The 22,532-nt window shown below is 67.6% G+C and carries 22 protein-coding genes; 15 read left to right on the forward strand and 7 right to left on the reverse strand.

Going from position 1 to position 22,532, the window contains the following annotated elements:
* Positions 1–149: 149 nt before the first annotated feature.
* The 6 genes from ACX9MN_RS11905 to ACX9MN_RS11930 form a co-directional block, all read right to left on the reverse strand.
* Positions 150–464, reverse strand: coding sequence for a hypothetical protein (locus ACX9MN_RS11905; protein ID WP_056528989.1), 315 nt, complete (start codon positions 462–464; stop codon positions 150–152).
* A gap of 34 nt (positions 465–498) precedes the next feature.
* A complete protein-coding gene (locus ACX9MN_RS11910) occupies positions 499–783 on the reverse strand; it encodes a hypothetical protein (protein ID WP_489724500.1) in 285 nt (94 codons plus the stop codon).
* Position 784: 1 nt separating this feature from the next.
* Positions 785–1,237, reverse strand: coding sequence for a hypothetical protein (locus ACX9MN_RS11915; protein WP_489724501.1), 453 nt, complete (start codon positions 1,235–1,237; stop codon positions 785–787).
* Positions 1,227–1,409 carry a hypothetical protein gene (locus ACX9MN_RS11920; RefSeq protein WP_489724502.1) on the reverse strand — a complete coding sequence of 61 codons (183 nt, stop codon included), beginning with the start codon at positions 1,407–1,409 and terminating at the stop codon, positions 1,227–1,229. Before ACX9MN_RS11920 ends, ACX9MN_RS11915 begins: the two co-directional genes overlap by 11 nt.
* Positions 1,410–1,540: 131 nt before the next feature.
* Positions 1,541–4,057: a phage/plasmid primase, P4 family gene (locus ACX9MN_RS11925; RefSeq protein WP_489724503.1), complete on the reverse strand. Its 2,517-nt coding sequence runs from the start codon at positions 4,055–4,057 to the stop codon at positions 1,541–1,543.
* 69 nt (positions 4,058–4,126) lie between these two features.
* Positions 4,127–4,624, reverse strand: a complete 498-nt coding sequence (locus tag ACX9MN_RS11930) for a hypothetical protein (RefSeq protein ID WP_489724504.1) — start codon at positions 4,622–4,624, stop codon at positions 4,127–4,129.
* Between the two features lie 273 nt (positions 4,625–4,897).
* Here ACX9MN_RS11930 and ACX9MN_RS11935 point away from each other — a divergent pair, with 273 nt between their 5' ends.
* The 11 genes from ACX9MN_RS11935 (at position 4,898) to ACX9MN_RS11985 (ending at position 14,532) form a co-directional block, all read left to right on the forward strand.
* Positions 4,898–5,185: a hypothetical protein gene (locus ACX9MN_RS11935; RefSeq protein WP_489724505.1), complete on the forward strand. Its 288-nt coding sequence runs from the start codon at positions 4,898–4,900 to the stop codon at positions 5,183–5,185.
* Complete coding sequence (locus tag ACX9MN_RS11940) at positions 5,182–6,897, forward strand: phage terminase large subunit family protein (protein ID WP_489724506.1); 1,716 nt, start codon at positions 5,182–5,184, stop codon at positions 6,895–6,897. The genes ACX9MN_RS11935 and ACX9MN_RS11940 overlap by 4 nt, the downstream gene beginning before the upstream one ends.
* Positions 6,897–8,471 carry a hypothetical protein gene (locus tag ACX9MN_RS11945; RefSeq protein WP_489724507.1) on the forward strand — a complete coding sequence of 525 codons (1,575 nt, stop codon included), beginning with the start codon at positions 6,897–6,899 and terminating at the stop codon, positions 8,469–8,471. The genes ACX9MN_RS11940 and ACX9MN_RS11945 overlap by 1 nt, the downstream gene beginning before the upstream one ends.
* Before the next feature lie 153 nt (positions 8,472–8,624).
* Entirely contained in the window at positions 8,625–9,713 is a 1,089-nt protein-coding gene (locus tag ACX9MN_RS11950; RefSeq protein ID WP_489724508.1) for a hypothetical protein, read from the forward strand.
* 39 nt (positions 9,714–9,752) lie between these two features.
* Positions 9,753–10,181: a hypothetical protein gene (locus ACX9MN_RS11955; protein WP_489724509.1), complete on the forward strand. Its 429-nt coding sequence runs from the start codon at positions 9,753–9,755 to the stop codon at positions 10,179–10,181.
* A gap of 136 nt (positions 10,182–10,317) precedes the next feature.
* Positions 10,318–11,526 carry a hypothetical protein gene (locus ACX9MN_RS11960; protein ID WP_489724510.1) on the forward strand — a complete coding sequence of 403 codons (1,209 nt, stop codon included), beginning with the start codon at positions 10,318–10,320 and terminating at the stop codon, positions 11,524–11,526.
* A 63-nt stretch (positions 11,527–11,589) separates the two neighbouring features.
* Positions 11,590–11,937 (forward strand): hypothetical protein, encoded by a 348-nt coding sequence (locus tag ACX9MN_RS11965; RefSeq protein WP_489724511.1) that lies wholly within the window; start codon positions 11,590–11,592, stop codon positions 11,935–11,937.
* A gap of 9 nt (positions 11,938–11,946) precedes the next feature.
* Positions 11,947–12,702 (forward strand): hypothetical protein, encoded by a 756-nt coding sequence (locus ACX9MN_RS11970; RefSeq protein ID WP_489724512.1) that lies wholly within the window; start codon positions 11,947–11,949, stop codon positions 12,700–12,702.
* A 3-nt stretch (positions 12,703–12,705) separates the two neighbouring features.
* The gene (locus tag ACX9MN_RS11975; protein WP_489724513.1) at positions 12,706–13,266 is read left to right on the forward strand and encodes a hypothetical protein; all 561 of its coding nucleotides are present in this window, start codon (positions 12,706–12,708) and stop codon (positions 13,264–13,266) included.
* Positions 13,266–14,102 carry a hypothetical protein gene (locus ACX9MN_RS11980; protein WP_489724514.1) on the forward strand — a complete coding sequence of 279 codons (837 nt, stop codon included), beginning with the start codon at positions 13,266–13,268 and terminating at the stop codon, positions 14,100–14,102. The genes ACX9MN_RS11975 and ACX9MN_RS11980 overlap by 1 nt, the downstream gene beginning before the upstream one ends.
* Positions 14,095–14,532: a hypothetical protein gene (locus tag ACX9MN_RS11985; RefSeq protein WP_157862002.1), complete on the forward strand. Its 438-nt coding sequence runs from the start codon at positions 14,095–14,097 to the stop codon at positions 14,530–14,532. Before ACX9MN_RS11980 ends, ACX9MN_RS11985 begins: the two co-directional genes overlap by 8 nt.
* Here ACX9MN_RS11985 and ACX9MN_RS11990 read toward each other — a convergent pair.
* A complete protein-coding gene (locus ACX9MN_RS11990) occupies positions 14,501–14,737 on the reverse strand; it encodes a hypothetical protein (protein WP_489724515.1) in 237 nt (78 codons plus the stop codon). The two genes, ACX9MN_RS11985 and ACX9MN_RS11990, sit on opposite strands and share 32 nt — an antisense overlap.
* Positions 14,738–14,844: 107 nt before the next feature.
* On the opposite strand from ACX9MN_RS11990, the gene ACX9MN_RS11995 reads away from it, so the two are divergent.
* The 4 genes from ACX9MN_RS11995 to ACX9MN_RS12010 all read left to right on the forward strand — a co-directional run bounded on the left by ACX9MN_RS11995 (position 14,845) and on the right by ACX9MN_RS12010 (position 22,532).
* A complete protein-coding gene (locus ACX9MN_RS11995) occupies positions 14,845–15,624 on the forward strand; it encodes a hypothetical protein (protein ID WP_489724516.1) in 780 nt (259 codons plus the stop codon).
* Between the two features lie 95 nt (positions 15,625–15,719).
* A complete protein-coding gene (locus tag ACX9MN_RS12000; RefSeq protein ID WP_489724517.1) occupies positions 15,720–16,139 on the forward strand; it encodes a hypothetical protein in 420 nt (139 codons plus the stop codon).
* Between the two features lie 74 nt (positions 16,140–16,213).
* Positions 16,214–16,375, forward strand: a complete 162-nt coding sequence (locus ACX9MN_RS12005; protein ID WP_157862003.1) for a hypothetical protein — start codon at positions 16,214–16,216, stop codon at positions 16,373–16,375.
* On the forward strand, positions 16,368–22,532 hold the full coding sequence (locus ACX9MN_RS12010; protein WP_489724518.1) for a phage tail tape measure protein: 6,165 nt from the start codon (positions 16,368–16,370) through the stop codon (positions 22,530–22,532). Before ACX9MN_RS12005 ends, ACX9MN_RS12010 begins: the two co-directional genes overlap by 8 nt.

Raw genomic sequence — 22,532 nt, forward strand, 5'->3', positions numbered from 1 at the left:
TTTCGTTCCTATAGAGGCATCACAGCTCCGTGAGGCAACCATAGGTTTCTGAACAAAACGGCAAGGAGTTGGCTGCCCGCGCCTTGTTCAGGCAATAAAAAGCCCGCCACCCTTTCGAGTGGCGGGCAATCTGGCAGAACACCGTAAGGTCAGGCGGCCTTGGCGCCGGCCGCCGGGCCCTTCACCGAGGTGTCGGCGGCCGGGGCCGCCATCGGCGACTTCTGGAGCACCTTCACGAGGGCGTCGAAGCCGGGCTCCTCGCGAAGGACCTGGCGCAGGCCGTTGTCGCCCGGGAGCGCGAAGCGCACCGCGTCGCCGTCCACCGTGTAGGCCGTGGCCTGGACCTCCTCACCGGAGGCCATGTCCTTCACCAGGACGATCCCGTCCTTCACGCGCGCGGACCAGCGCGGATCGCCGGCCTTCTTGAGGGCCGAGGGGGAACGGGGCTTGAAGCTCGTGGACATCGTGATCTCCAGTGTACGTTTCGGACGAAGGGGTTCAGGCGCGCGAACACGCCGACAGCGAGGCCTTCAAGATGGCGCGTGCCTCGCTCGGATCCAAGGCACGGCCGAGCCCAGCCGCCGCATTCACGGCCGCGTCGACCATCTCGGGCGTCACCTCCAGGCCGCGCATCGGCAGGATGCCGGCCTGATCGCGGCTCACCGCGCCGGCCGAGCCCGCCATCAGCACGGTGTTGCCCTCCCGGGCCTCGGCCGCCGCTAGGCCGGGCGTGTCCGGGCCGGCCATCTCGACGCCGGTCTTGTCGACCACACGGGTACGCATCTCAGTGCTCTCCTGATGCTTTCAGATTGCTTTCTGCGATCAGCGCGCTGTCGATGGCGAGCCGCAGGGCCTCCCGGTCAACGCCCGGGAGGAAGGATCGAGCCGCATCCACCATCTCGTCGGTGACGCGGCCGGCGGCGGCGTAGTCCCGGCGCAGGCAGGCGGCGAGCACCGCTCCGGGCGCCGGCTCGAACACGGCAAGCCGCTTGCCGGCGGCCATGATGACCACGCGCTCGCCGCGGTCGAGGCGCTCCCGGATCGCGCCGACACGGTTGGCCAGGCTGTCCCGGATCGCGCTCGGGCTCGGCAGCGGCGAGCGGAAGATCTGCTCGAAGGCCTTCCGGCCGGTGGCGTAGGCGCTCGCCGGGTCGAAGCTCTTGAGCGGGTCCTCCTTCGCCTCCATGCGGCGGCGGAAGCCGGGCTCCTCGGCGATGTTGGGCAGGTCACTTCCCACGGCTGGCCCCCTTCTTCGGAGCCGGGCCGGCGGCGCGCCGGAGGCGCTTGACGTCGGCCTCCAGCCGGTCGTTCTGCCGGAGCAGGTCGAACACGAGGTCGCAGATCTCGTGCTTCGTCTTGTTCATCAGGTATTTGCGGGTGATCCGCGCAGTGCTCTCGATGACGGCCATGTTCTGGGAACCCTCCGTGGTACGTTTCGTGCCATGAAAACCGGGCAGGCAAAGTATCGCCTACCGCTTTTCTCTCCAGCTCGCAGCTTCGTACTCGCCCTTGATCCGATCCCAGACCGTCTTCGCGATCATCACGCTGCGGCTTTTCGATTGGCCACAAGTGTGAGGTATCGGAACACTGAGATCGGAAGGCCCTGCGCACCAGAAACCTTGTCCACCTTGAACCCGAACTGACCCTGGAGCTGCGCCATACGCTTTGCGAGCACCTTTGACCCAACAGGCGAGACACTCTGACTGACGCAATACGACCGATATTCGTTCCAGAGGGTCGTGAAGGTGGTGTAGTTGTGCTGGTCGCTGAAGTCCTTGTTCGCTTCGGCTCCCAGGCGCATCCAGCCGTGCTCCCGGAAGCCGCAGATAAAATCCCGGACGGAGTTCAGCTCGTTCTCCAGCATCTCGCGCTGCTCGATGGAGGAGGGCGGGTCCGTCACCTTGAAGTTCTCCACTCGCAGGCGGTTCATGTGGGCCACGGCCCAGGCCGCGATGGCCTCGCGCTCCTCGGCCACCACGATCTTGTCGTAGTCGTTGATCTTGCGCGCGTCCTTCGGGAACGCCTTCGTGAACACCAGGAACAGCCACCGCCGGGTGAAGCCGTCCGAGCTGTCCTGGCTCTTCGGGGTGTGGTTCGAGGCGAACCAGTGCGCCGCCCGGGGGCGGAAGTTGAACATGGGCTTGTTCTTCTCCTGCGCCTCGATCACCTCGCCCGACACGATCTGCTTGAACTTGGCGCTGTCGATCACCTGCTTCTCGGACAGCTCGCCCGCGAAGTTGAGCAGCTTGCCCACGAGCTGGGCCGGGCCGAACTTGTCGCCCCACAGGGTCGGGGGCAGGGAGGTCTGCGCCTCGGCCGGCATCATGGCCTGCATGATCTCCATGATCCGGCTCTTGCCCGAGTGCGCGACGCCGTAGAGGCAGACCGCGAGCTGCACCTCGGTCATCTTGCCGAACATCGTCAGCGCCATCACCTCACCGAGCGCGGTGACCTTCTCGCTGTAGTCCGGGTCGTCGCCCCAGTAGTCGTTCAGCATCTGCTGCCAGCGGGTGCATTTGCCGGCCAGCTCGGCCTTGTAGGGGTAGGGGAGGGTGTAGGTCATCCCGTAGTCGGGATGGTGCTCGCGCAGCTCCAGGTCCTCGGTCAGGAAGCCGTTGACGAAGTTGATGCCCGTCTCGGCCCGGCGCTTCAGGTCGCCCTTCCGCTTGCCCCGGATCGTCTTCAGGATCCCGACGTGGTCCGACGCGCGCACGGCGGTCTTGTAGGCGCCGTACTCGTTGATGATGTGCTTGAGGATCTCGCCCTCGTCCATCTCGTCCCACGAGGAGCCGCGCCACTGCCACAGCTTCTCCTGGTGGAAGCGGATCTCGCCGCCCAGCTCCTCCAGGTCTCGCGCGACCGCCTCGGCGATCTCGGCGTGGTTCGTGCCGGCGATCTCGCCCTGCCGGAGCGCGGCGAGCTGGCGGCGCACCGCGGCGACGGTCAGCTTCTTGCCCGACACCGAGGCCACGTAGTTGATGATCTGGTCCTCCTCGATGGGTTCGAGGTTCGAGGCCGCCATCCGGTTCAGGACGTGCTTCACCACCGTCGTGAACTGCTCGGCGCTGTCCTTCACGCCGGCCTTCTCGATGTGCGCGTTGAAGTAGTTCAGGATCTCGCCAGCGTCCCAGGTCTCGTTGTCCGATGAGAAGGCGTCGAGGCCCCAGGCCTCGCGCTGCTCGGCCGACAGGCCCTCGTCCCAGCCCTTCGGCAGCGACTTCGCCTTCGGCCCGGTCACGTCGCGGATCAGGAACTCGATCAGCTTCTGCGGGCCCTTCTGGGGGTCGATGTTGTCCCCGTAGGTCTTCTGCATGAACTGGCTGATCGCCACCTCGATCTCGCGGCAGGCCTCCAGCAGCGTGCGCTGGCCGCGGAGCACATCCCGCGCGAACAGGCCGGCCATGGACACGAGCGAGTTGTCCCGGTTGCCGGTCGAGATGTAGTTCGTCACCGCGCCGAAGGCCGCCGAGCCCACCTGGACGCCGGCCTGGCCGAGCGCGTCGCGCAGGATCTGCTCGATGTTCGGCGGCAGCGACCGGATGTCGGCGATGCAGTCCAGCAGGTCCTTGTTGGCGTAGTAGGGCTGCCCGGTCTTCGGGTGGATCGAGGGCGGCAGCACGATCTGCGAGCCGGCGCCGAGCATCTCGACTAGGGACTGGATCTTCCCCTCGGCATCCCGGTGCTTGATGCGGATGATCGGCTGGCCGTCGTACTTGTAGATCAGCACGAAGCCCTTCTGGCCGATCCGCCGCCAGGGCGACGGCGGCAGGACCTTCTGCAGGACGCCCAGCACGGTCGGATCGTCCGTGTCGACATCGATGGCGACCAGCCCGGACTGCGGCCCGAGCGGCAGGCCGATGTTAGCGTGGCGGTGGAAGGCGCGCCAGCTGGTGCGCTCGGCCTCGTTCGGCATCCTGCTCTGCAGGGACTGCCAGTTCATGATGATCGGCTTCTTGTCCCCTCGCTGGAGGGGCATCACTGGGAGCCCGGCGGCCCAGAACCGCTCACAGTGCTCCGCGAAGATATTCTCCATCGGCTTAGTAGTCTCGGCAGACATCTCGCTCTTCTCCAACCTCATACGTACAGAATGGTACGTTTCGTACCGTGAACTCGGACTGAGAAACGCTCAGCCGGCGTTGATCTTTTTCAGTCGCTCCTTGAAATCGAGGCGGGCATCTTTGTCGAGAACTTGCTCCATGATCTCGATGACCAGGCGCTGGAACTCGTACATCTGCTTGAGACCGTGGGCCTTCTCCTGGATGCCCAGGTAGCGGTCCATCAGGGAGGAGTAGTTCTTCAGGAACTGGAGGCGCTCGCTGATGTCGTCGCTGCTCTCCATGTCCCGCTGGAGGCGCTTCATCGAGTTGATAGCGGTCTTCACCTCGCGGATCAGGCTGTCGGCCTCGTCGTCGAGGCCCTGGCCCTCTCGGAAGATCGCGTCCTCCGGGTCGATCTCGGCGCCGCGCGCCGGGGCTACGAGCTTGCGCAGGAAGCCCTTGAGCTGGTCCGGGTAGGGGCAGGCCGGATCGGTCAGGAAGCCGGGGTCGACCTCCATCTGCTGGCGGATGGCCTCGAAACTGAAGCCGAGCGTCTGCGGGAGGTTGGGAAACACCCGGTCTGTCATCGTGGCCATTCCTCGTGGGGAGCCGAACATAGTTGTTGCCAAATCCGTTTTCCAGGCGGGCTATATCGACACATTAGTGATAATGTGCCTAATTTCGCCGTCTTTTCTCTTTGCGACGCCATCACCACATAGAGGGAACGGAAGATTTACTGGCTGGGCTAAATGTCTGATCTTGCTGCCAAGACCGCCCTGTCCGAAACGTACACTGGACCGTGGGTAATAAGTCACCCCGACGCGAGCCCTCTCGCACCGTGGTTTGTGGCCCTGCTTCCCATGGAAGTGAGTGATGAAACCAGCCCAGTCAACCCGGGGTTAGTTGCTGGGTCCGAGCGCGCCGAGGACGCGCTGCAGTTCGCCCGGCGCGCCGACGCCGACCTCTACCGGCGCGCGCACCTCGGCCAGCACATCGCCTGGATCGTCGAGCCGCTGCCCCGGCAGCTGCCGCCGCTTTGGTCCGACAGCTGCCCGCTCACCGAGGCCGTGCAGGAGCTGGACGCCGAGGACCGGGAGAAGGCGCTCGGCCCGACCGACTGGTGGAACCACCCGGACCACCGGTCATGACCAACCCGCACCTGACCGGCTTCATCGGCGGGCTCGACGAGCGGTTCCCCGACGACAGCACCAGCATGTCGATGTCGGAGTGGATCACCACGAACACGCGGCTGCGCCAGAAGAAGTTCAGCTTCAAGGGCTACGAGTTCCAGCGGCAGATCGTGGATGACATGCATCCCGACCTGACCTGCATGAAGCTCTCGCAGATCGGCCTCACCGAGGTCCAGATGCGGAAGTTCTTCGGCTTCCTCAAGCGCAACGTCGGCACGGCCGGGATCTTCTCGATGCCGACCCAGCCGATGCGCGACCGGCTGTCCCAGACCCGGATCAAGACGCTGATCGAGAACGAGCCGATCTTCAACGGCCCGATGGTGGCCAAGCCCGTCCGGCAGAAGGCGCTCTACCAGGTCGACGAGAGCTACGGCTACATCACCGGCACCACCGAGGGCGAGGCCACCTCGATCTCGGCCGACATCCTCATGGAGGACGAGGTCGACCTGGCCGACCAGGCGATGCGCTCGCTGTTCCAGTCGCGCCTCCAGGGCTCGAAGTGGAAGATCACGCAGCGCTTCTCGACGCCGACCTACCTCGGCTACGGGATCGACGCCGCCTACCAGGCCTCGGACAAGCACGAGTACCCGATCCGCTGCGTCTGCGGCCACTGGCAGACACCGATCTTCCACCCGCGCTTCCTCTGCCTGCCGGGACTGGTCGGGGACCACGAGGACCTGTCGAAGCTCGGCCAGGACGAGGTCGACGCCATCGACATGGACGGCACCTACGTGCGCTGCGAGCGGTGCTCGCGGGCGCTCGACCTGGACGGCGGGCAGCGCGAGTGGGTCGCCGAGTACCCATCGCGCCGCGCGCGCGGCTACCGGGTCCGGCCGTTCTCGATCTCGAACATCACCATCCCGTACATCTTCCGGCAGCTGCTGGAGTACCAGCGCAAGGACAACCTGCGCGGCTGGTTCAACACCGTCATCGGCGAGGCCTTCAACGACAGCAACGCCCGGATCTCCGAGGAGGACCTGACCGCAATCATGAACCCGCGCCAGGTCGAGCCCGGCGAGCTGGCCAACGGCGACCTGTTCCTCGGCTGCGACGTCGGCCAAACCTGCCACGTCGTGATCGGGAAGCCCCACGCAATCCTGGAGTTCCACCAGGTCCAGCAGGCCGACATCGTCGAGTTCATCAAGGGCCGGGTCGAGAGCCTCGGGATCGTCCAGGGGGCGATGGACTACTACCCCTACACCCCCACCACCGAGGCGGTGCGCGAGGCCACGAACGGCATCGTCATGCCGATGGCCTACTCGACCTCGAAGACCGCGGCCCCGATGAAGGAGGTCACGGACGAGTTCGACAAGATCACTCACTACCAGATCAACCGGACGAACGCCCTCGACCTGGTCGCGAAGCAGTGCCGGAACCGCAGCTGGCAGCTCGCCGGCTACGGCCCCTACGCCAGCCTCGTGAAGACCCACTTCCGGGACATGATCCGCATCGAGGCGCCGGACGAACCGCCTGTCTGGAACAAGATCAACGGCGACGACCACTTCCTGCACGCCGCAGCGCTGCAGCAAACCGCGGTCCGGCTCAAGGCCGGCATCGACTTCACCACCGATCAGCGCAGTGCTGTCTTCTTCGGCGCAGGCTCTCGGTTGTTCTTGCCCACAGGCCGACCCATGTATCGCGGGGCCGACAACGCCGGAGTATTACGCTAGTGGCCGACAATCTCTCCGGCAAGCTGCTGTCCATCATCCCCTTCAAGAAGAAGGCGAAGGCCGGCGGCATCTCGATCACCTCGACGTACAACCCGACTGCGGCGGACCAGGTCCTGACGCAGCCGACGTACCGTGATCACCTCGACGACATCTTCACGTCGCGTCAGGCTGACAACAGCCAGACGATCATGCGGAGCCTGATGCAGGCCGACCCGGACGTGTCCGGGACGGTCAACGGCTACCTGACGCTCGCCGACACCCAGATGATCGCCTACGTCGAGGACATCGACGGGAACGTGGACGTCGAGAAGAGCCGCGAGCTGCAGCAGCTCATCGCCAAGCTGTCGAACCAGACCGACTTCACGCAGGGCTTCCAGCTGAAGCAGGGCATGTACCGGCAGTGCGAGGAGCTGCGCTACATGCTCCTGATGCGCGGCGCCATCGGGGCCGAGCTGGTCTTCGACAAGGCCGGCCTGCCGGACAACATCCGCAACGTCGACATGGCCTCGATCCGCTGGACCGAGAAGCAGCCGGGCCAGTACAAGCCCGGCCAGGTCGTGGCCGGCCGCTCGGACCCGGTCCCCATCGACACGCCGGCCTTCATGGTCGGCTTCTACCGGCGCGATCCGACCGCGATCTACACCAACTCGCCCTTCGTCTCGGTCATCAACACCGTGGCAGCACGGCAGCAGGTCATCAACGACCTCTACCGGATCATGCGCGTGAACGGCTACCCGCGCATCGAGATCAAGGTGCTGGAGGAGATCCTCCGCAAGAACATGCCGGCCAACTTCAACCAGCCGGGCCAGGAAGCCGCGCGGCAGGACTGGATCAACGCGCGCTTCGCCGAGATCCAGACCTCGTTCGATAACATCGCGGTCGACCAGTCGATTGTCCACTCGGACAGCATCGAGCTGAAGATCATCAACGAGAAGTCGCCGGGACTGGCGCTCAACGTCGAGCCGATCATCAACGTCCTCAACGCGCAGAACCAGGCGGCGCTGAAGACCATGTCGACGATCCTCGGCCGGGGCACGTCGGGCGTGAACACCGGGTCCGTCGAGGCGCGTCTGGCTGCCCTCTACGCCGACCAGCTGAACGAGCCCCTGGCCGACCTCCTGTCCCGGATGTTCTCCTTCATCCTGCAGCAGGGCGGCTACGCCGGCTTCGCGAAGGTGGAGTTCGACCCGGCCGAGCTGCGGCCCTGGACCGAGCTGGAGCCCCAGCTCACCCTGCGCTCGCAGCGCCTGCGCCAGGACCTGTCGGACGGGCTGATCACCGACGTCGAATACCACCTGTGGGTCTACAAGCGGCTGCCGCCCGATGGCGCGCCCGAGCTGTCCGGCACCGGCTTCCTCACCGAGGTGGCCGACGCCTCCGGCGCCGCGGGCTCGAACACCGGCGGGGGCGCGAAGCCCGAGAACGTGAGCCCGAAGACCGACAGCGTCGGCCGCGCCGCGAGCCCGGCACGCACCCGCGCGACCGCTACGAACCGGCGCCAGACCCGCCGGCTGGTCAACACCCCGCTGTTCACCCGGGCCATGGAGCTGATCGCGGCGTCCCCTAAAGTTTAGGGGACGTAACCGCCTCGATTGTTGAAGCAATCTGTGATCATTCCTATCTACTCGCAAGAACAGAGCGGACTTCTTGCAGTGAAGCAGCTACCCCTCAACGATGATCTGAGAGCAAAGCTGAAAGCAGCTGCGCCCGACACCGATCCTGAGAAGGTGGCTGTGTTCGAGGCCGCCGCGCTCTCGACTGCTCCGGTTCGCAAGAAGCACCCCGTCTATCAGGGCGCGGTGCATACGGCGAACTTCCTCGCCCAGATGATGGGTGAGCTGCAGAAGGAGAGCCGGCCCCTACAGATCATGCACGGGTCGTCGGACGGGGATCAGCTGCCCATCGGGCGGGTGTTCCACGGCCAGATCTCGGAAGGGACTGGTGTCGACGGCGCCACGGAGCTGCTGACCCTGTTCTGGATCGACAACGAGCACGAGAGCCTCATCAATAAGGTCAACTCGGGCACCATCGACCAGGTGAGCGTGGCGATCCTGGGGAAGTCGGCGAAGTCCAACAAGACGGGCTTCGACTTCATGGGGCCCGAGGCCGACCTGGAGAACATCTGGCTCGGGGTCGACGACAAGGGGAACAAGATGGGCGTCGAGGGCGCCCACGTCATCGTGGACGAGCTGGATGGCTGGTTCGAGATGAGCCTTGTCGGCCAGGGCGGCGCGCAAGGTGCCCGGATCAAGGGCAGCCGGCTGCAGCTCTCCGCTTCGGGTCAGGAGGTCCCCTCCATGACCCTGGAACTCTCCACCGGGCCTGCGCCCACGCCAACCCCGAAGCCGCCGGCCCCGGCGCCCCAGAAGGACCTGTTCGACATGGACGCCAAGGATTTCGCCGGCATCATCGCCGAGAACGCCACGAAGCTCGCCAACGCCGAGGCCGCCAAGGCGACCGCCGAGGCCGCTGCCGCCGCGGAGAAGACCCGCGCCGACGCGCTGAAGACCGAGCTGGACGCCCTGAAGGCGACCGACACGGCCAAGCAGGTCACCGACCTGACGACCGAGCGGGACGCCCTCAAGACCCAGCTCGACAACGCCAAGGCGCTCCCGGGCAAGCTCCTCTCGCCGCTGTTCGCGATGATCGGCCAGCCGACCGCGACCCTCGACGAGGACGAGGCCAAGGCCGTCACCCAGGTGACCGGCGCCCTCGACAGCCTCAAGGCGCTCGGCGCCCGGCTCTCGGGCGGCCTTTCGCTCGGCAGCTCGGCGCCCCGCACGGGCGGGAACGCCGCCTTCAAGCGCCGCGCCTAATCGCCGGCTCCACTCGACACCGCAACAGGAGATCCGGCGATGAGCACGCCTTTCCACCAGAAGGTCCACGTCCACTCGATCAAGAACGAGATGTTCAACCGGACCATGGCGTTCGCCAATCCGGGTGGCCTCTCGAAGGCGGACCTCGAAGGCCGCCTGGTCGAGCCGGATCCGGCCGTGCCGTGCGGCATGAAGCTGGCCGAGGCCGGCACCGCCATCGGCCCGCGCGTCGCCCGCATCGACGTGTTCGAGAACCGCGGCCCGGGTGCCGGCGGCGTCATCACCGCCCAGTTCCGGTTCACGGACCTGGTCCCCGTGCTGGAGGGCGACGCCCTCGCGCAGGGTGACACGGCGGTGGCCGGCGGCGACGGCTTCGTGAAGAAGGGCGCGGCCGACGATGTCGGCGCCTTCGTCGCCGAGATCCTGACGATCAAGGGCAAGAAGTACGCCTCGGTCGTGAAGCTCTAAGCCTCCGGCCCGGTCACCAGAACTACGCCTTTTGCCCGCGGTACGCTTCGTACCGCGTGCAGGGGCGGCAGGACTACCAGGTTCAACTTTAACGGTACGTCTCGTACCACCAACAGGCCCCCGAGGAATACGGGACATGGATCTCAAGCCGCTCACTAAGCTGACCGCCAACCGCAAGTCGCCGGAAGGTCTGCTCGCCACCCTGGCCCTGCGGGACAACAAGCGCTCGTCGGCGGACGCCGGCCTGCAGCTCGTGGCCGACGCGCGCCAGTACGGCCTGGAGATGCGCGACTACCTGCGTCTGGCCATCGACCCGATGGCCGCCGACAAGCCCGAGCTGTACGAGGGCCTGAACGGCTACGAGGCCGCGCTCAAGTTCCTCAACCTGCCGGTCGGCAACGACTACGACAGCGGTGTGGTCCTCGACCTCGCCTCCGACACCTTCGAGTACAGCCCCGGCACCCGCGCGCTGTTCCCCGAGGTGGTCGACGACGTCGTGCGCTTCGCCTCGCGCCAGGTCGACTACGAGAACCTCGACAGCCTGATCGCGTCCACGCGGACGATCAACGGCGTCGAGATGATCTCGACCGTCGTGAACGACGAGAACCCCGAGGACTTCAAGGTCTTCGGCCCGGTCTCCGAGTTCGGCCGGTTCCGCATCGGCTCCATCAAGACCAGCGAGACGCGGGTCAAGATGTGGAAGATCGGTGGTGGCTACCGCACCTCCTACGAGTTCCAGCGCCGCTCGCGCCTGGATCTGCTCACCCCGTATGCCAACCGCATGCAGCGTGAGCTGAACCTCTCGAAGGTCGGTCTCGCCACGGACCTGCTGATCAACGGCGACACGGTCAACCAGCCGGCGCCCGTCGTCCTGCAGTCGGCCTTCGACGACCTGCACGGCGCCGGCAAGTCGGAGCCCGGCCGGATCTCGTACAAGCACCTCCTGCAGTGGTTCGTCGCGCGGGCCAAGGCGGGTGTGCCCATCGACACGGTGGTCGGCAACTGGGACGCCTACCTCGACTGGCTGTTCCTGTTCGCGCTCCCCACCGCGAACGCCACGACCCGGACCGACGCCGAGAACCTCGCGGCGACCGGCTTCCGCATCGGCGGCGTGCCGATCCTGAACGGCCAGATCAACTTCGTGCTCTCGACCACGATGCCGGCCGGCCAACTCCTCGGCTACCGCAAGGGCGAGACCCTGGAGCAGCTGATCGAGGCGGGGTCGCTGATCTCGGAGAGCGAGCGCGCGATCCAGACGCAGTCGATCACCTACGTGAAGTCCGAGGTCTCGGGCTTCCGCCTGGTCTTCGGCGACACCCGCGAGATCTACGACTACTCCAAGTAGTCGGCTGATCCCGCCGGCCCCCGGGGAAACCCGGGGGTCACCTGACGCCGGAGCCCGAACACCATGAAGATCCTGGTCTCTACGACCGGCGCGTTCCAGCTCGTGCATTCCGAACAGCACGAGCACATCCGCGCGCACGGAGATACCGTCATCGAGAAGTCCCAGTGGGCGCAGGAGAAGGTCTCGATTGGCCAGCTCCTCGTTTCGGCGCAGCTCAACGACGAGGCCTCCGATGCTGAGTGGCTCAAGACGCTCGAAGAGAGCGACGGCGACCGCGACCTGGCCCTGGCCAGCTTCCTCGACCGCTTCCCGGTCGACGCGGAGAGTGCCCGCCGGCCCGAGCCCGCACCGAAGCCGCCGACCACCGCCCAGGTCACGCACAACCGCCGGGGCGCCTCGCACAAGAAGTAGGGTCGAGCTGTGGACATCGTATCTTCAACCCCCGTGACGCTCTGGGTCGATTTCGAGGCGCCACAGGGACTGGTGATCCCCGATGTCGGCTCTGTCGCCTACAGCCTGTATGACGGCCAGGGTGTCCCACTCGTCGTAGACCAGGCTCTGACCCCGGAGGCTGACGCCACCGGGGTCTCCATCAAGGTCCCCGCGATTAGCAACGTGATCGCCCCGGACCGCTTCTTCGAGCGCCGGACCACGCTGGTGAGCTGGACCGCCGATGGGCGCGGCTACAGCGCTCGCGCCGGCTACCGCGTCATCGACCTCCCGCCCTACGGCGTCATGCCGGCCGACGTGCGGACCTACCTCGCCCTCAACGAGGACGAGCTGCGCGACGACGAGGTCGACCTGTTCACCGCCTACGTCACCCTGGCCGGCGTGATCGGCCGTGACCGGCTGGACGCGGCGCTCAGCGCCGGCACGCTGGTGGAGGTGCGCGCGAGCCGCGCCGTCATGCTGACGGCCGCCACCGCCCTGTTCCCGTCGCTGCGCTACCGCATCGCCCAGTCGAAGACGGACGGGACGCTGAAGTTCGAGCGGCTGAAGGACGCCGCCGCCTTCGACGGCCTGGTGGCGGCGACCGCCGACGAGCTGCGCCAGATCACCCAGGAGCTGACCGGTGACACCTCGGCCAGCGAGGCCCTGCCGTTCCTGCTCGGGCTCACCACCAACACCACCGATCCCGTGACGGGAGCGGCGCCCGCGGTCGGCACCGGAGGCTAAGCTATGCCGATGCTCCTGTCCCGGATCCAGGCCCAGAACGAGGTCTGGATGCGGAAGCTGCCGCCGTCCGCCACGCGCTTCCGCGGCGTCATCTTCCCGGTCAACCCGACCGCGCTGCCGACCAGCGTGTTCGTGCTGCCGCGCCTCGGGCTGCGCACCCGGCCGCGCGAGCCGGTCCGGGCGAAGGACCTGTTCCGCGACCCGGCCGGCCGCGTCCTGCTGGTCGGGAACTGGGAGCTGCCGCTCGCGCTCGACGACGTGGTCTCGCGCTGCTTCGTGCTGTTCCAGATGACCGGCAAGGTCAGCTGGCAGCGGCGCAGCTCGGCCGTGAAGCACCCGGTCACCGGCCTGCCGATGTCGGAGGGCCCGTACCAGGAGAAGGGCCCGATCTGGGTCAGCATCGAGAGCTACACCCACGGAAACGAGGACCCCGGCGCCCGGATCGCCACCGACCGGCTCCGCTGCATCACGGCCGCGCCGCTGCAGCTCGGTGACCAGGTCAACGGCAAGACCGTGAAGCGGATCAACCCGACGCTCGGGGTCACCATCGCCGAGATCGAGTGATGGCGGCCGACCTGCAGCTCCTGTTCCGGGTCGGCGGCTCGAAGACGGGCGACCCCGGCTTCGTGGCCGCGCGCGCCGTCGAGCTGCTGCGCGAGCGCGCCGAGGCGAAGGGGATCGAGCGCCTGATGGAGGCCATCGTCGCCGACGAGAAGGCCATCGTGGCGGCGATCACCGCCGACGCGGAGAAGTTCGCCGGCCAGGCTGCGCGGGTGTTCACCCGCCTGAAGTCGCCGTCCTCGGGCTCGGTCACCATCTCGCTCGACGACATCAGCCGGAACGCCGGGGTGCTCTCGTCCGACAGCATGTCGAAGCGGCTGCAGGGCAAGACCACCACCGAGTGGCTGGCCCTCACGAAGCAGACCGTGGCGAACAAGCGCCGCCGGAAGGCCGGCGAGCCGACCACCTTCTTCGTGGAGACGGGCGCGCTGAAGGCCCTGCTGACCCAGTACCTGGGCCCGGCCATGGCCGCCCTGGTCGATCCGAAGATCGTCGTGCGGCGGGGACCGCGGCGCGTGTCCGTGACGCTGAGCCTGATGGCGCAGGCGTCCGGCCGGGAGAAGGCCGGCGTGACCGGCGCGAGCTTCCCGGGCGCGGCCGGCGGCGGCATCGCGCGCGAGGAGAGCCTGTTCGTCCGCTACCTAAAGAAGGCCGGCGCGCCGGACCGCGATCCCAAGCACCCGCTGGCCTACAAGCTGGAGAACCCCCGCGGCTCGCACCGGCCCTTCCTGCAGAACACCCTGGTCTACTGGATCAGCCGCCGGCTGCCGCTCGTTCTCGACAAGTCGCTGCGCTCGGCCGTGGCCAAGTCCAAGAAGAAGGGGAAGACCCGTGTATAAGATCGCCCGCAACTCGACTGTCCGCATGATCGTGGATGCGATCCGCGACATGCCCGGCGAGCCCCAGTATTACGAGTTCGACGCGCACGCCGAGGCCACCGAGCTGCCAAACGCCGATCTGATCGGCCTGGTCGCCTTCTCCTGCACGGAGAACGACCAGTTCCACGACCTGTCGTTCGGCGTCGTGGTGATGACGGTCCAGGACCCGGGCCTGACGCGCTCGACCGACTACGTGGACGCCTTCTACCGGCGGCTCCAGGCGCGCTCGAAGTGGCCGATGTTCAACGACGACGGCTCCCCCACCGGGTTCGAGGCCGTGGCCTTCGACGGCGTCGCCGCCTCGCCGATGGGCCGGGTCGACATGCGCCCGACCGTCGAGCTGGTGGTCACCGCCCGCGTCACGCAGGCTGGTCAGTGGTCTCCTCAGTGACCTCGACGCCCGCCTTGTAGAGGAGGTGCATCGTCTCGCGCACGCTCTCGCTGGCGCAGCCGAGCGCGGTCTCGATCAGGTAGACCACCTCCTTGGTCACCGAGCGGTGGTTCTGCTCGGCGCGGTGCTTCAGGATCTCGTGCAGATCGGGCTTCACCATCACGGTGATCGGCTTCTCGCCGGAGGTCTTGTATTCGCGTGGCATAACATCTTCCCCTATTCCCCTAATTTTTAGGGGAAGTCTTTGGACAAATGGGGACGCATGCTCATATTGCAAGCGACCGATTGCAGACCACTGTTGGAGACCTTGCCATGAACCCGGGAACCGCCAAGAGCGGTCGCTTCCACTTCTCGACCGCCACCCTGTGCATCGCGCCGATGACGGAGCAGGCCGAGATCAACCCGCTGCTCCACTCCGTGGGCCTGGTGAAGAACTGCAAGGTCGACGTGACGACCTCGAAGGTCGACCTCACGCAGGGCATCCAGAACGACATCGTGGCGTCCGTCGTGAACGGCATGCCGATGACGGGCTCGGCCGAGGTGTACGAGTACACCGCGAAGAACTTCGCCTACGGCCTGTCGCAGGATCCGGCCGGCCTGGTCGACATGGCCAAGCCCGTGGGCATCACCGGCCCGGTCGCGGCGGCGGCCACCGAGGTCACGGCGGCGAGCGCCATCGCGGGCGCCGCGGTCGGCTCCTGGATCTACCTCCAGGAGAACGAGGACGACCAGATCCACATCGCCAAGGTGTCGGCGGTGGCGGACGCGAAGCTCACCTTCGCCGGCTACCCGGTCCCCGAGGGGATGTCGTTCTCGGCGGGCGCCCGCGTCGGCCTGCTGAACAAGATCGACAGCGATCCCGGCAAGGCGAACAACAACTTCGCGGTCCGCGTGATCGGCATCGCGCTCGACGGCAACACCCCCGTGACGCTGCACTTCCCGAAGTGCCGCATCACCAAGGGCTTCTCGATGGGCTTCAGCTCGGACAACTTCTCGAACATGCCGTTCGAGTGGACGCCCCTGGTGCCGACGCCCAACGACGAAGGCTACATGGCCGACTTCAACCAGAAGCTCTCGATCTTCTCCCGGTAATTCGGGAGGTCAACAAGATCAGGCCCCGGGCAACCGGGGCCTTTTCTTTTGGACATCTGGAACCCACATCTCCCCCAGCCAAACGAGGGGTCGAGATGTCGTCCGACGAGAAGCCGCAAGCCCGCATCACGCTCGATGTCGGTGGTACGCAGCGTACCGTGTTCATGAGCTTCGGGCTCCTGAACGAGATCGCGGCCCTCGTGCAGAGCCCAGAGAACGTCCCCGAGCTGAGTTTCAACTCGACCGTGTCGACGGCCGCGCTGCATCTGATGCTGGCGCCCCGCGACAAGCGCGGCAACATCCTGCCCGAGAACGAGGACGAGCCGGCTGTGCCGCTCGATCTCGACCCCGACACCGCCGAGCAGCTGCTGGACTGGGCAGGGTCTCACGTCCTGGATTTTTTCGTCCGCCGCCTCGCGAAGTCCGCGGCACTCTTCGCGACGAGGGCGGACAAGCTAGCGGCAGCCGGATCATCTCTGACTTCTTCGGCGAACTCTCCTGGGAAGACAGCCTGATCCTGTGCTTCCGGTGCGCGCCCAGCGATCTTCCGAAGCTCTACTGGAAGCGCACCCTCAACGATCTACGGCGGATGACTGGTCTCTTCATCCGCTACGAGATGGTCAAAGCCATGTCGGTCACGGAGAGCCTGCTCTTCGTCACCGGGAAACTGTTCGGGAAGGCCGAGCCGGAGGCTGAGGACCTGAACGGGCTCAACGAGATGATGGCGTTTGCCCGAGCGGTCAATGGCTGATGATCTGAACGTCGACCTTGGCATTGGCACGAACGACCTGGAGGCCAGCCTCCGGCGCACGTTCGAGGTCCTGCAGAATGGTCTCCAGACGGCGCAGCAGGTCCAGACCTGGTTCGAGCGCTCGGCGCGCGCCGCGCGCGAGATGCCGGGCGCCATCGCGGACCTCGACGCCAAGCTGAAGGCCGCCAAGGGCACGGCGGCCGAGGTCGGCCTGACGAAGCAGCTGGAGGACGTTAAGCGGAAGCAGCAGGAGCTGAACCGCGAGCTGGAGCGCGAGATCACGCTGCAGCGCGAGCTGTCGCTCGCCCGCGGCGCCGGCCAGCGCACCACCGAGGGCAACCGCGTCGCCGATGGCCGGACCATCGCCGAGGTGCGCCTGACCGAGCGCGCCGTCGCCGACGCCATCACCGGCATCAACACCACCGCGGACCAGATCGCCGCCCGGCTGAGCATTGCCACCGGCAAGGCGATGGAGCGCCTGATCGCCGGCACCGCGCAGCAGGTCGAGCAGTCCGTGCAGCTGGCCGCGAACCGGGCCATGTCCCGGAACGCCCAGCTCTCCGTTCCCGGCTACCTGGATGCCTCCGTCGTGAACGCGCGGGTCGCCGCCGAGGCCGCCGTCCGCAAGGCCGGCACCGGCTCCTCGCTGGAGGAGCGCGACGCCTTTGCGGCGAACCAGAAGGCCCAGCGCGCGGCCGAGCTGGCTGCCGCCTCCGAGGCGAAGCAGGCGGCCCTGCGCGAGTATTACGCTGCGGTGGACGAGAACCGCCGGCGGGACATCGTCAACCGGGACTTGGCGCGCGGCATCGAGGCCGAGAACAAGCGCGCCGCGGTGCGCGAGTACAACGCGGCCCAGTACGAGAACGCCCAGCGCGAGCGGCAGAAGCGCGCCGACGACCTGGCGGCTGCCTCGGAGCAGAAGCGCGCCGCCCTGCGCGAGTATTACGAGGCCCAGGACGCCAACCGCCGGTTCGACCGGAACCGGAAGGGGCTCGCCAGCGCGGAGCAGGCGCGGCTGGATCCGCTGACGGCCGCGCGCGAGCAGACGAAGGACGAGAGCTTCGCCAACCGCTACGGCGTGTCCCGCAGCGAGTTCGCCGCGCGGATCGCCCAGGAGAACCTGACCATCGAGCAGCAGCGCACCCTGCTGGCCGCGCTGCGCCGCGACCGGCAGGAGGCGATGAACGCCGGCCGGCCGGCGCCGCTCACGCCCCAGGACCGGGCGCGCGCGAGCTTCGAGGCGCGCGGGGCCGCGTTCGACCTGAACGGTGGCGCCGACCAGTTCACCTTCCAGGCCAAGCTCGCGGCGAACTACGCCATGTTCGGTCTGGTGGCGACCGCGATCCGCGGCGCCGCCTCGGCCGTGGTCCAGTTCGACGAGCAGCTGGCCCAGTTCCAGGCGATCACCGGCACCGCGAACGCCGAGATGGACGGCTTCCGCGGGAAGCTCCTGGAGGTCGCCTCGACCAGCAAGTTCTCCGTGAGCGAGCTGACACAGGTGGCGGTGGCGCTCGGCCAGACCGGCCTGTCGGCCAACGAGGTGACGAAGGCCCTGAAGCCGGTCGTCGACCTGGCCGCCGCGTCGGGCTCGACGCTGCAGCAGTCGGTCGAGGCGATCACCGGGGTGCTCGGCGCCTACAACCTGGAGGCCGGCCGCTCGGGCGAGGTGGCCGACGTCTTCGTGGCGGCCCTGAACCGCACCAAGCTGACGATGGACCAGCTGCAGCTGGGCATCCAGTACGCGGCCAACATCGCCCGCGACAGCGGCATCAGCTTCTCCGAGCTGACGGCGTCCATCGGCGCGGTGGCCCAGGCCGGCGTGAAGTCGGGCTCGACCATCGGCACCGGCATCCGGCAGCTCATCACCGAGTTCTCGGCGCCCACGGACAAGCTCCGCGGCGTGCTGAAGGAGCTGGGCATCAACCTGGCCGACGTCGACCTGCGCACGCAGGGCTTTGCCGGCGTGCTGGAGAACCTGCGCTCCAAGGGCTTCGGCACGTCCGAGGCCCTGCGCGCCCTCGACCTGCGCGCCGCCTCGGCCTTCGCCGCCCTGTCCGGCCAGTCGGACAAGATCACCCAGCTGCAGCAGGAGTTCCTGCTCACCTCGGCGGCGACCGAGAGCGCCGGCAAGGCCAACGAGAGCCTGTCGGCCACCCTGCAGCGGCTCACCAACTCCGTGTTCGGCGTCGTCGACACCGGCTTCCGCCCGCTGGTGGCGATCCTGCAGCTCGCGGCCGGCGGTATGGCGACGTTCGCCCAGAACGTCTCCGGGCTCGGGCCGGCCCTGCCGGTGCTCGCCTCCGGCCTGGCCGCGGTGGCCGCCAGCGCCATCGCGCTGAAGACCCTGAACCTGGCCGGCGGCCTGCTGGGCGGGCTGACCTCGGGCGCCTCGCTGGCCGGTCTGCTGACCAACCCGATCACGGCCGGCGCCGCCGGCATCGCTGCCGTGTCCGGCCTGGTCTACTACCTGGTCAACGTGAAGGACGAGGCGGGCAGGGCCACCGCGAAGCTCGACGAGCTGCAGAAGATCCAGAACGAGCTGACCGGCCGGCAGCAGACCCTGCAGCAGCAGCCCGGCAGCCTGGACAGCACCATCACGTCGCTGATCGACCGGCGCGACAAGCTGAACGGTGACGGCCTGCTGCGCCAGACGGCGGTGATCGAGGCGCAGAAGGCGTTCGCCGACCTCGGCCTGGTGGTCGACAGCAACACCACGTCGGTCGACGGCCTGATCGGCGCCCTGCAGAAGCTGCGCGGCGAGCTGAACCAGGAGATGCCGGCCCTGCTCGCCCAGCAGCTCGCCGGCATCACCGAGAAGATGGACCAGCTCGCGAAGCTGGAGGCCGCCCGCGAGGAGAAGAACCGGACCCGCCGGGTCGTCATCCCGGGCGGCGAGTTCTCCGGCCTCGGCGACGCCGGCTCGGTCGACCTCGACCCGCTCGCGCAGATGCGCGACCTCGGGCCGGAGTTTGTCCAGGCCGCCGACATCCTGTCCGGCAAGACCCGGCTCCGGCCGGGCGACGTCCGGTCCCAGACCGCGCCCATCGCCTCCGCGATGTCGACCATGCTGCTGAACCTGCAGCGGTCCCGCACCGACGTGTCGCTCGACAACAGCCTGTCGGAGAGCGACCGGCGGACCATGCTCGGCCAGCTCGAAGAGACCATCGGGCGCGTCGAGGCGGCGATCAAGGAGTTCGGCGACAAGGTCGGCTCGGTCCAGAGCCAGCAGGCCGCGGTGATCGAGGCCGAGCGGGTGAACCGCGGGCTCCAGGCCGCCACCATCCAGGCGTCCCCCGAGTTCCAGGCGATCCGCAACGCGCGCGACAACATCTACGGCCAGCAGGACCGGGCCGTGGCCGACGCCGGCCGGAACGCGCAGGGCTTCTCGGCCTTCGAGGCGATGAAGACGGCTGCGCGCTCGACCGACGACATCGTCAAGGCGCAGCTCGCCGAGATCGAGGAGGCGAAGCGCAAGGCCATCGCCGAGGGCGTGGACCCGAAGGCGGTCGACGACGCCTACCGGGACGTGATCGACAGCTTCAACACCCTGCTGAAGGGCTCGACGAAGGAGATCCGCGAGCGCTTCCAGGCGGTGTCCAGCGACGCGAAGGCCGACCTGAACCAGCAGATCCGCACGGCCCAGAGCCAGCTGGAGGTCCTGCAGCGGCAGGCCTCGACCACGCAGGACCCGTCCCGGGTGACGGAGCTGCAGGGCCTGGCCACCCACTACCAGGAGGTGATCAACACAGCGCGCGAGCGCCTGTTCATGATCGAGCAGGGCGTCAACGCCGAGCAGATCATCGCCAACTCGCCCGAGCTGCGGGACAAGCAGCGGGAGCTGCAGGAGAAGGGCCAGGCCGACCTCAACAAGCTGGCCATTTCCTACGCGGAGCTGCACCGCCGCGTGCAGACCCAGCTGCTGACCTTCCAGGCCGACCGGGCGACCGAGCGGCGCGACCTGCTGCAGGAGCAGATCAAGGGCCTGGAGAAGGTCCGGGATGACGTGCGCTCGACGCCCGAGCAGATGCGCGCGGCCGTGCAGGAGATCAACCGGCTGCTGGGCGAGGTGGCCAAGATCGGCCAGAGCATCAACCGGATCAACGCCGACAAGGTCGACCTGAAGCTGCCGTCCACGCTCGGCCCCACGGTGGCGTTCAGCGCCGGCTCGACGCAGCAGGCCATCGTCGACCAGCTGCGCGCGGCCGGCGCTAGCGAGGAGCGGATCCGCTACGCCCTGGCCTCCGGCCAGATCGAGAGCGGCTACTCGCCCGACGTGGTCTCCGGCGCGCGGCGCTCGTCGGCTGGCGCGACCGGCGTGTTCCAGTTCATGCCGTCCACCTGGCAGAAGATGTACGGCACCCGGGACGTCGACACCGACATCGGCGCCCAGATCCGTGCCTTCCAGGAGTTCACCGACCGCAACGCCGGCACCTTCCGCTCGAACATGGGCCGAGAGGCGACGCCGGAAGAGCTGTACCTGATGCACCAGCAGGGCGCGGCCGGCTCGATGGCGCTGCTGCGCGCCGGCTCGGGCTCGGCGCTCGATGCCCTGACGGCGGTCTACGGCGGCGATGCCTCGAAGGCGCGCTCTGCGATCACCGGCAACGGCGGCCGGGCCGACATGGCGGCCGACGAGTTCGTGGCGCTGATCGAGCGGAAGTTCCGGGCGGCCGAGGGCGCGGTCGGCAACCCGTTCGGCACCACGGGTGACGCCGAGCTGAAGCGCATGCGTCAGGCCACCGACGACAAGACGGCGGCCGAGGAGGAGCGCAAGAAGGCCGAGAACGAGCAGAAGGCCCAGGCCAACGAGCGCGCCCGCCAGCTGGCCGAGCTGAAGCGGACCGACAAGGCCCTGTCGGAGACCTACGACACGCAGCTGGAGGCGGTGAAGCGCGCCCAGGACCCGGCGGCGGCGATGAGCGCCAGCCGGGACGCCTACGGCACGCTGAAGCAGCTCCTCGACATCGCGAAGCAGGAGGACGGCAACAAGCCCGGCCTGGACGACGACGCGCGCGCCGCCCAGTCCGACGCGACGCGGAAGCGCTTCGCCGGGCTGTTCCAGCAGCAGGGCCTGGCCACCGCGGAGACCATCGGCAGGGACAGCCTGAAGGCCTACGAGGACCGGCTCACCCAGCTGCGTGCGGAGCAGAAGGAGCTGGAGCGGCCGGAGAACGAGGGTCGCGCCGGCAACACCGACCGGCTCAACGTCCTGCGCGAAGAGATCAACCAGCTGGAGAAGCAGAAGGAGCTTCAGGGCACCTACGAGAGCAACCAGGCCAAGATCGTCGCGCTGGAGGAGACCCTCAAGCAGATGAAGGACGCCGGGCTCGACGTCGACCGTGACGGTGTCGAGGTCCAGCGCCGCATCCTGGAGCTGCGCGAGCGGAACAAGGTCCTGGAGCCGACCATGAACCTGTCGCGGCAGCAGGCCGGCACGCAGCGCACCTACGGCGAGGCGGCCTCCGGCGCCATGGACAGCTTCCTGAAGAACCGTGGCGTGCTCGACTTCAAGGGCCAGGTGGTCGACCCGGTGGTGCAGGCTCAGCGGACCCTGACCGAGAGCCTGAACGTGGTGGGCGGCGCCTTCGACAACTTCTTCACCAACCTGTTCAACGGGTCGATGAAGGCCGGCGACGCCCTGAAGTCGTTCGCGACCACGATCCTCTCGGGGCTGATGAGCCAGATCTCGAAGAGCCTGACGAACTCGATCTTCCAGTCGCTGTTCGCAGGCGGCTCGGGCGCGGGCGCGAGCATCCTGTCGTCGCTGTTCGGCGTCGGCATGTACTCGGGCGGCCCGATCCGCATGGCGGGCGGTGGCGCGGTGCCGGGTCTCGATGCGGCGCTGACGATGCGCGACAGCAAGATGATCCTGGCCCAGCCGGGCGAGTACCTGCTGCGCCGGTCGGCGGTGGACGCCATCGGCCGCGATCAGCTCGACCAGGTGAACGCGTTGGGCGGCGCAATGGTGAACCGGGCGCCGAAGGTGGACGCCGGCCAGAAGTTCGGCGGCGCCTCGGCGGCGGCGAACGTCTACGTCGTCGACCGCGAGCAGGTCCCGCCGCCGAGCCAGAACGACGTGGTCCACATGATCGGCGACAACATCCAGCGGGGCGGCGCGATCCGGCAGCTGATCAAGAGCGTGGCGGCGCGAGGCTGA

This window comes from Methylobacterium sp. 1A (genome assembly GCF_058072805.1).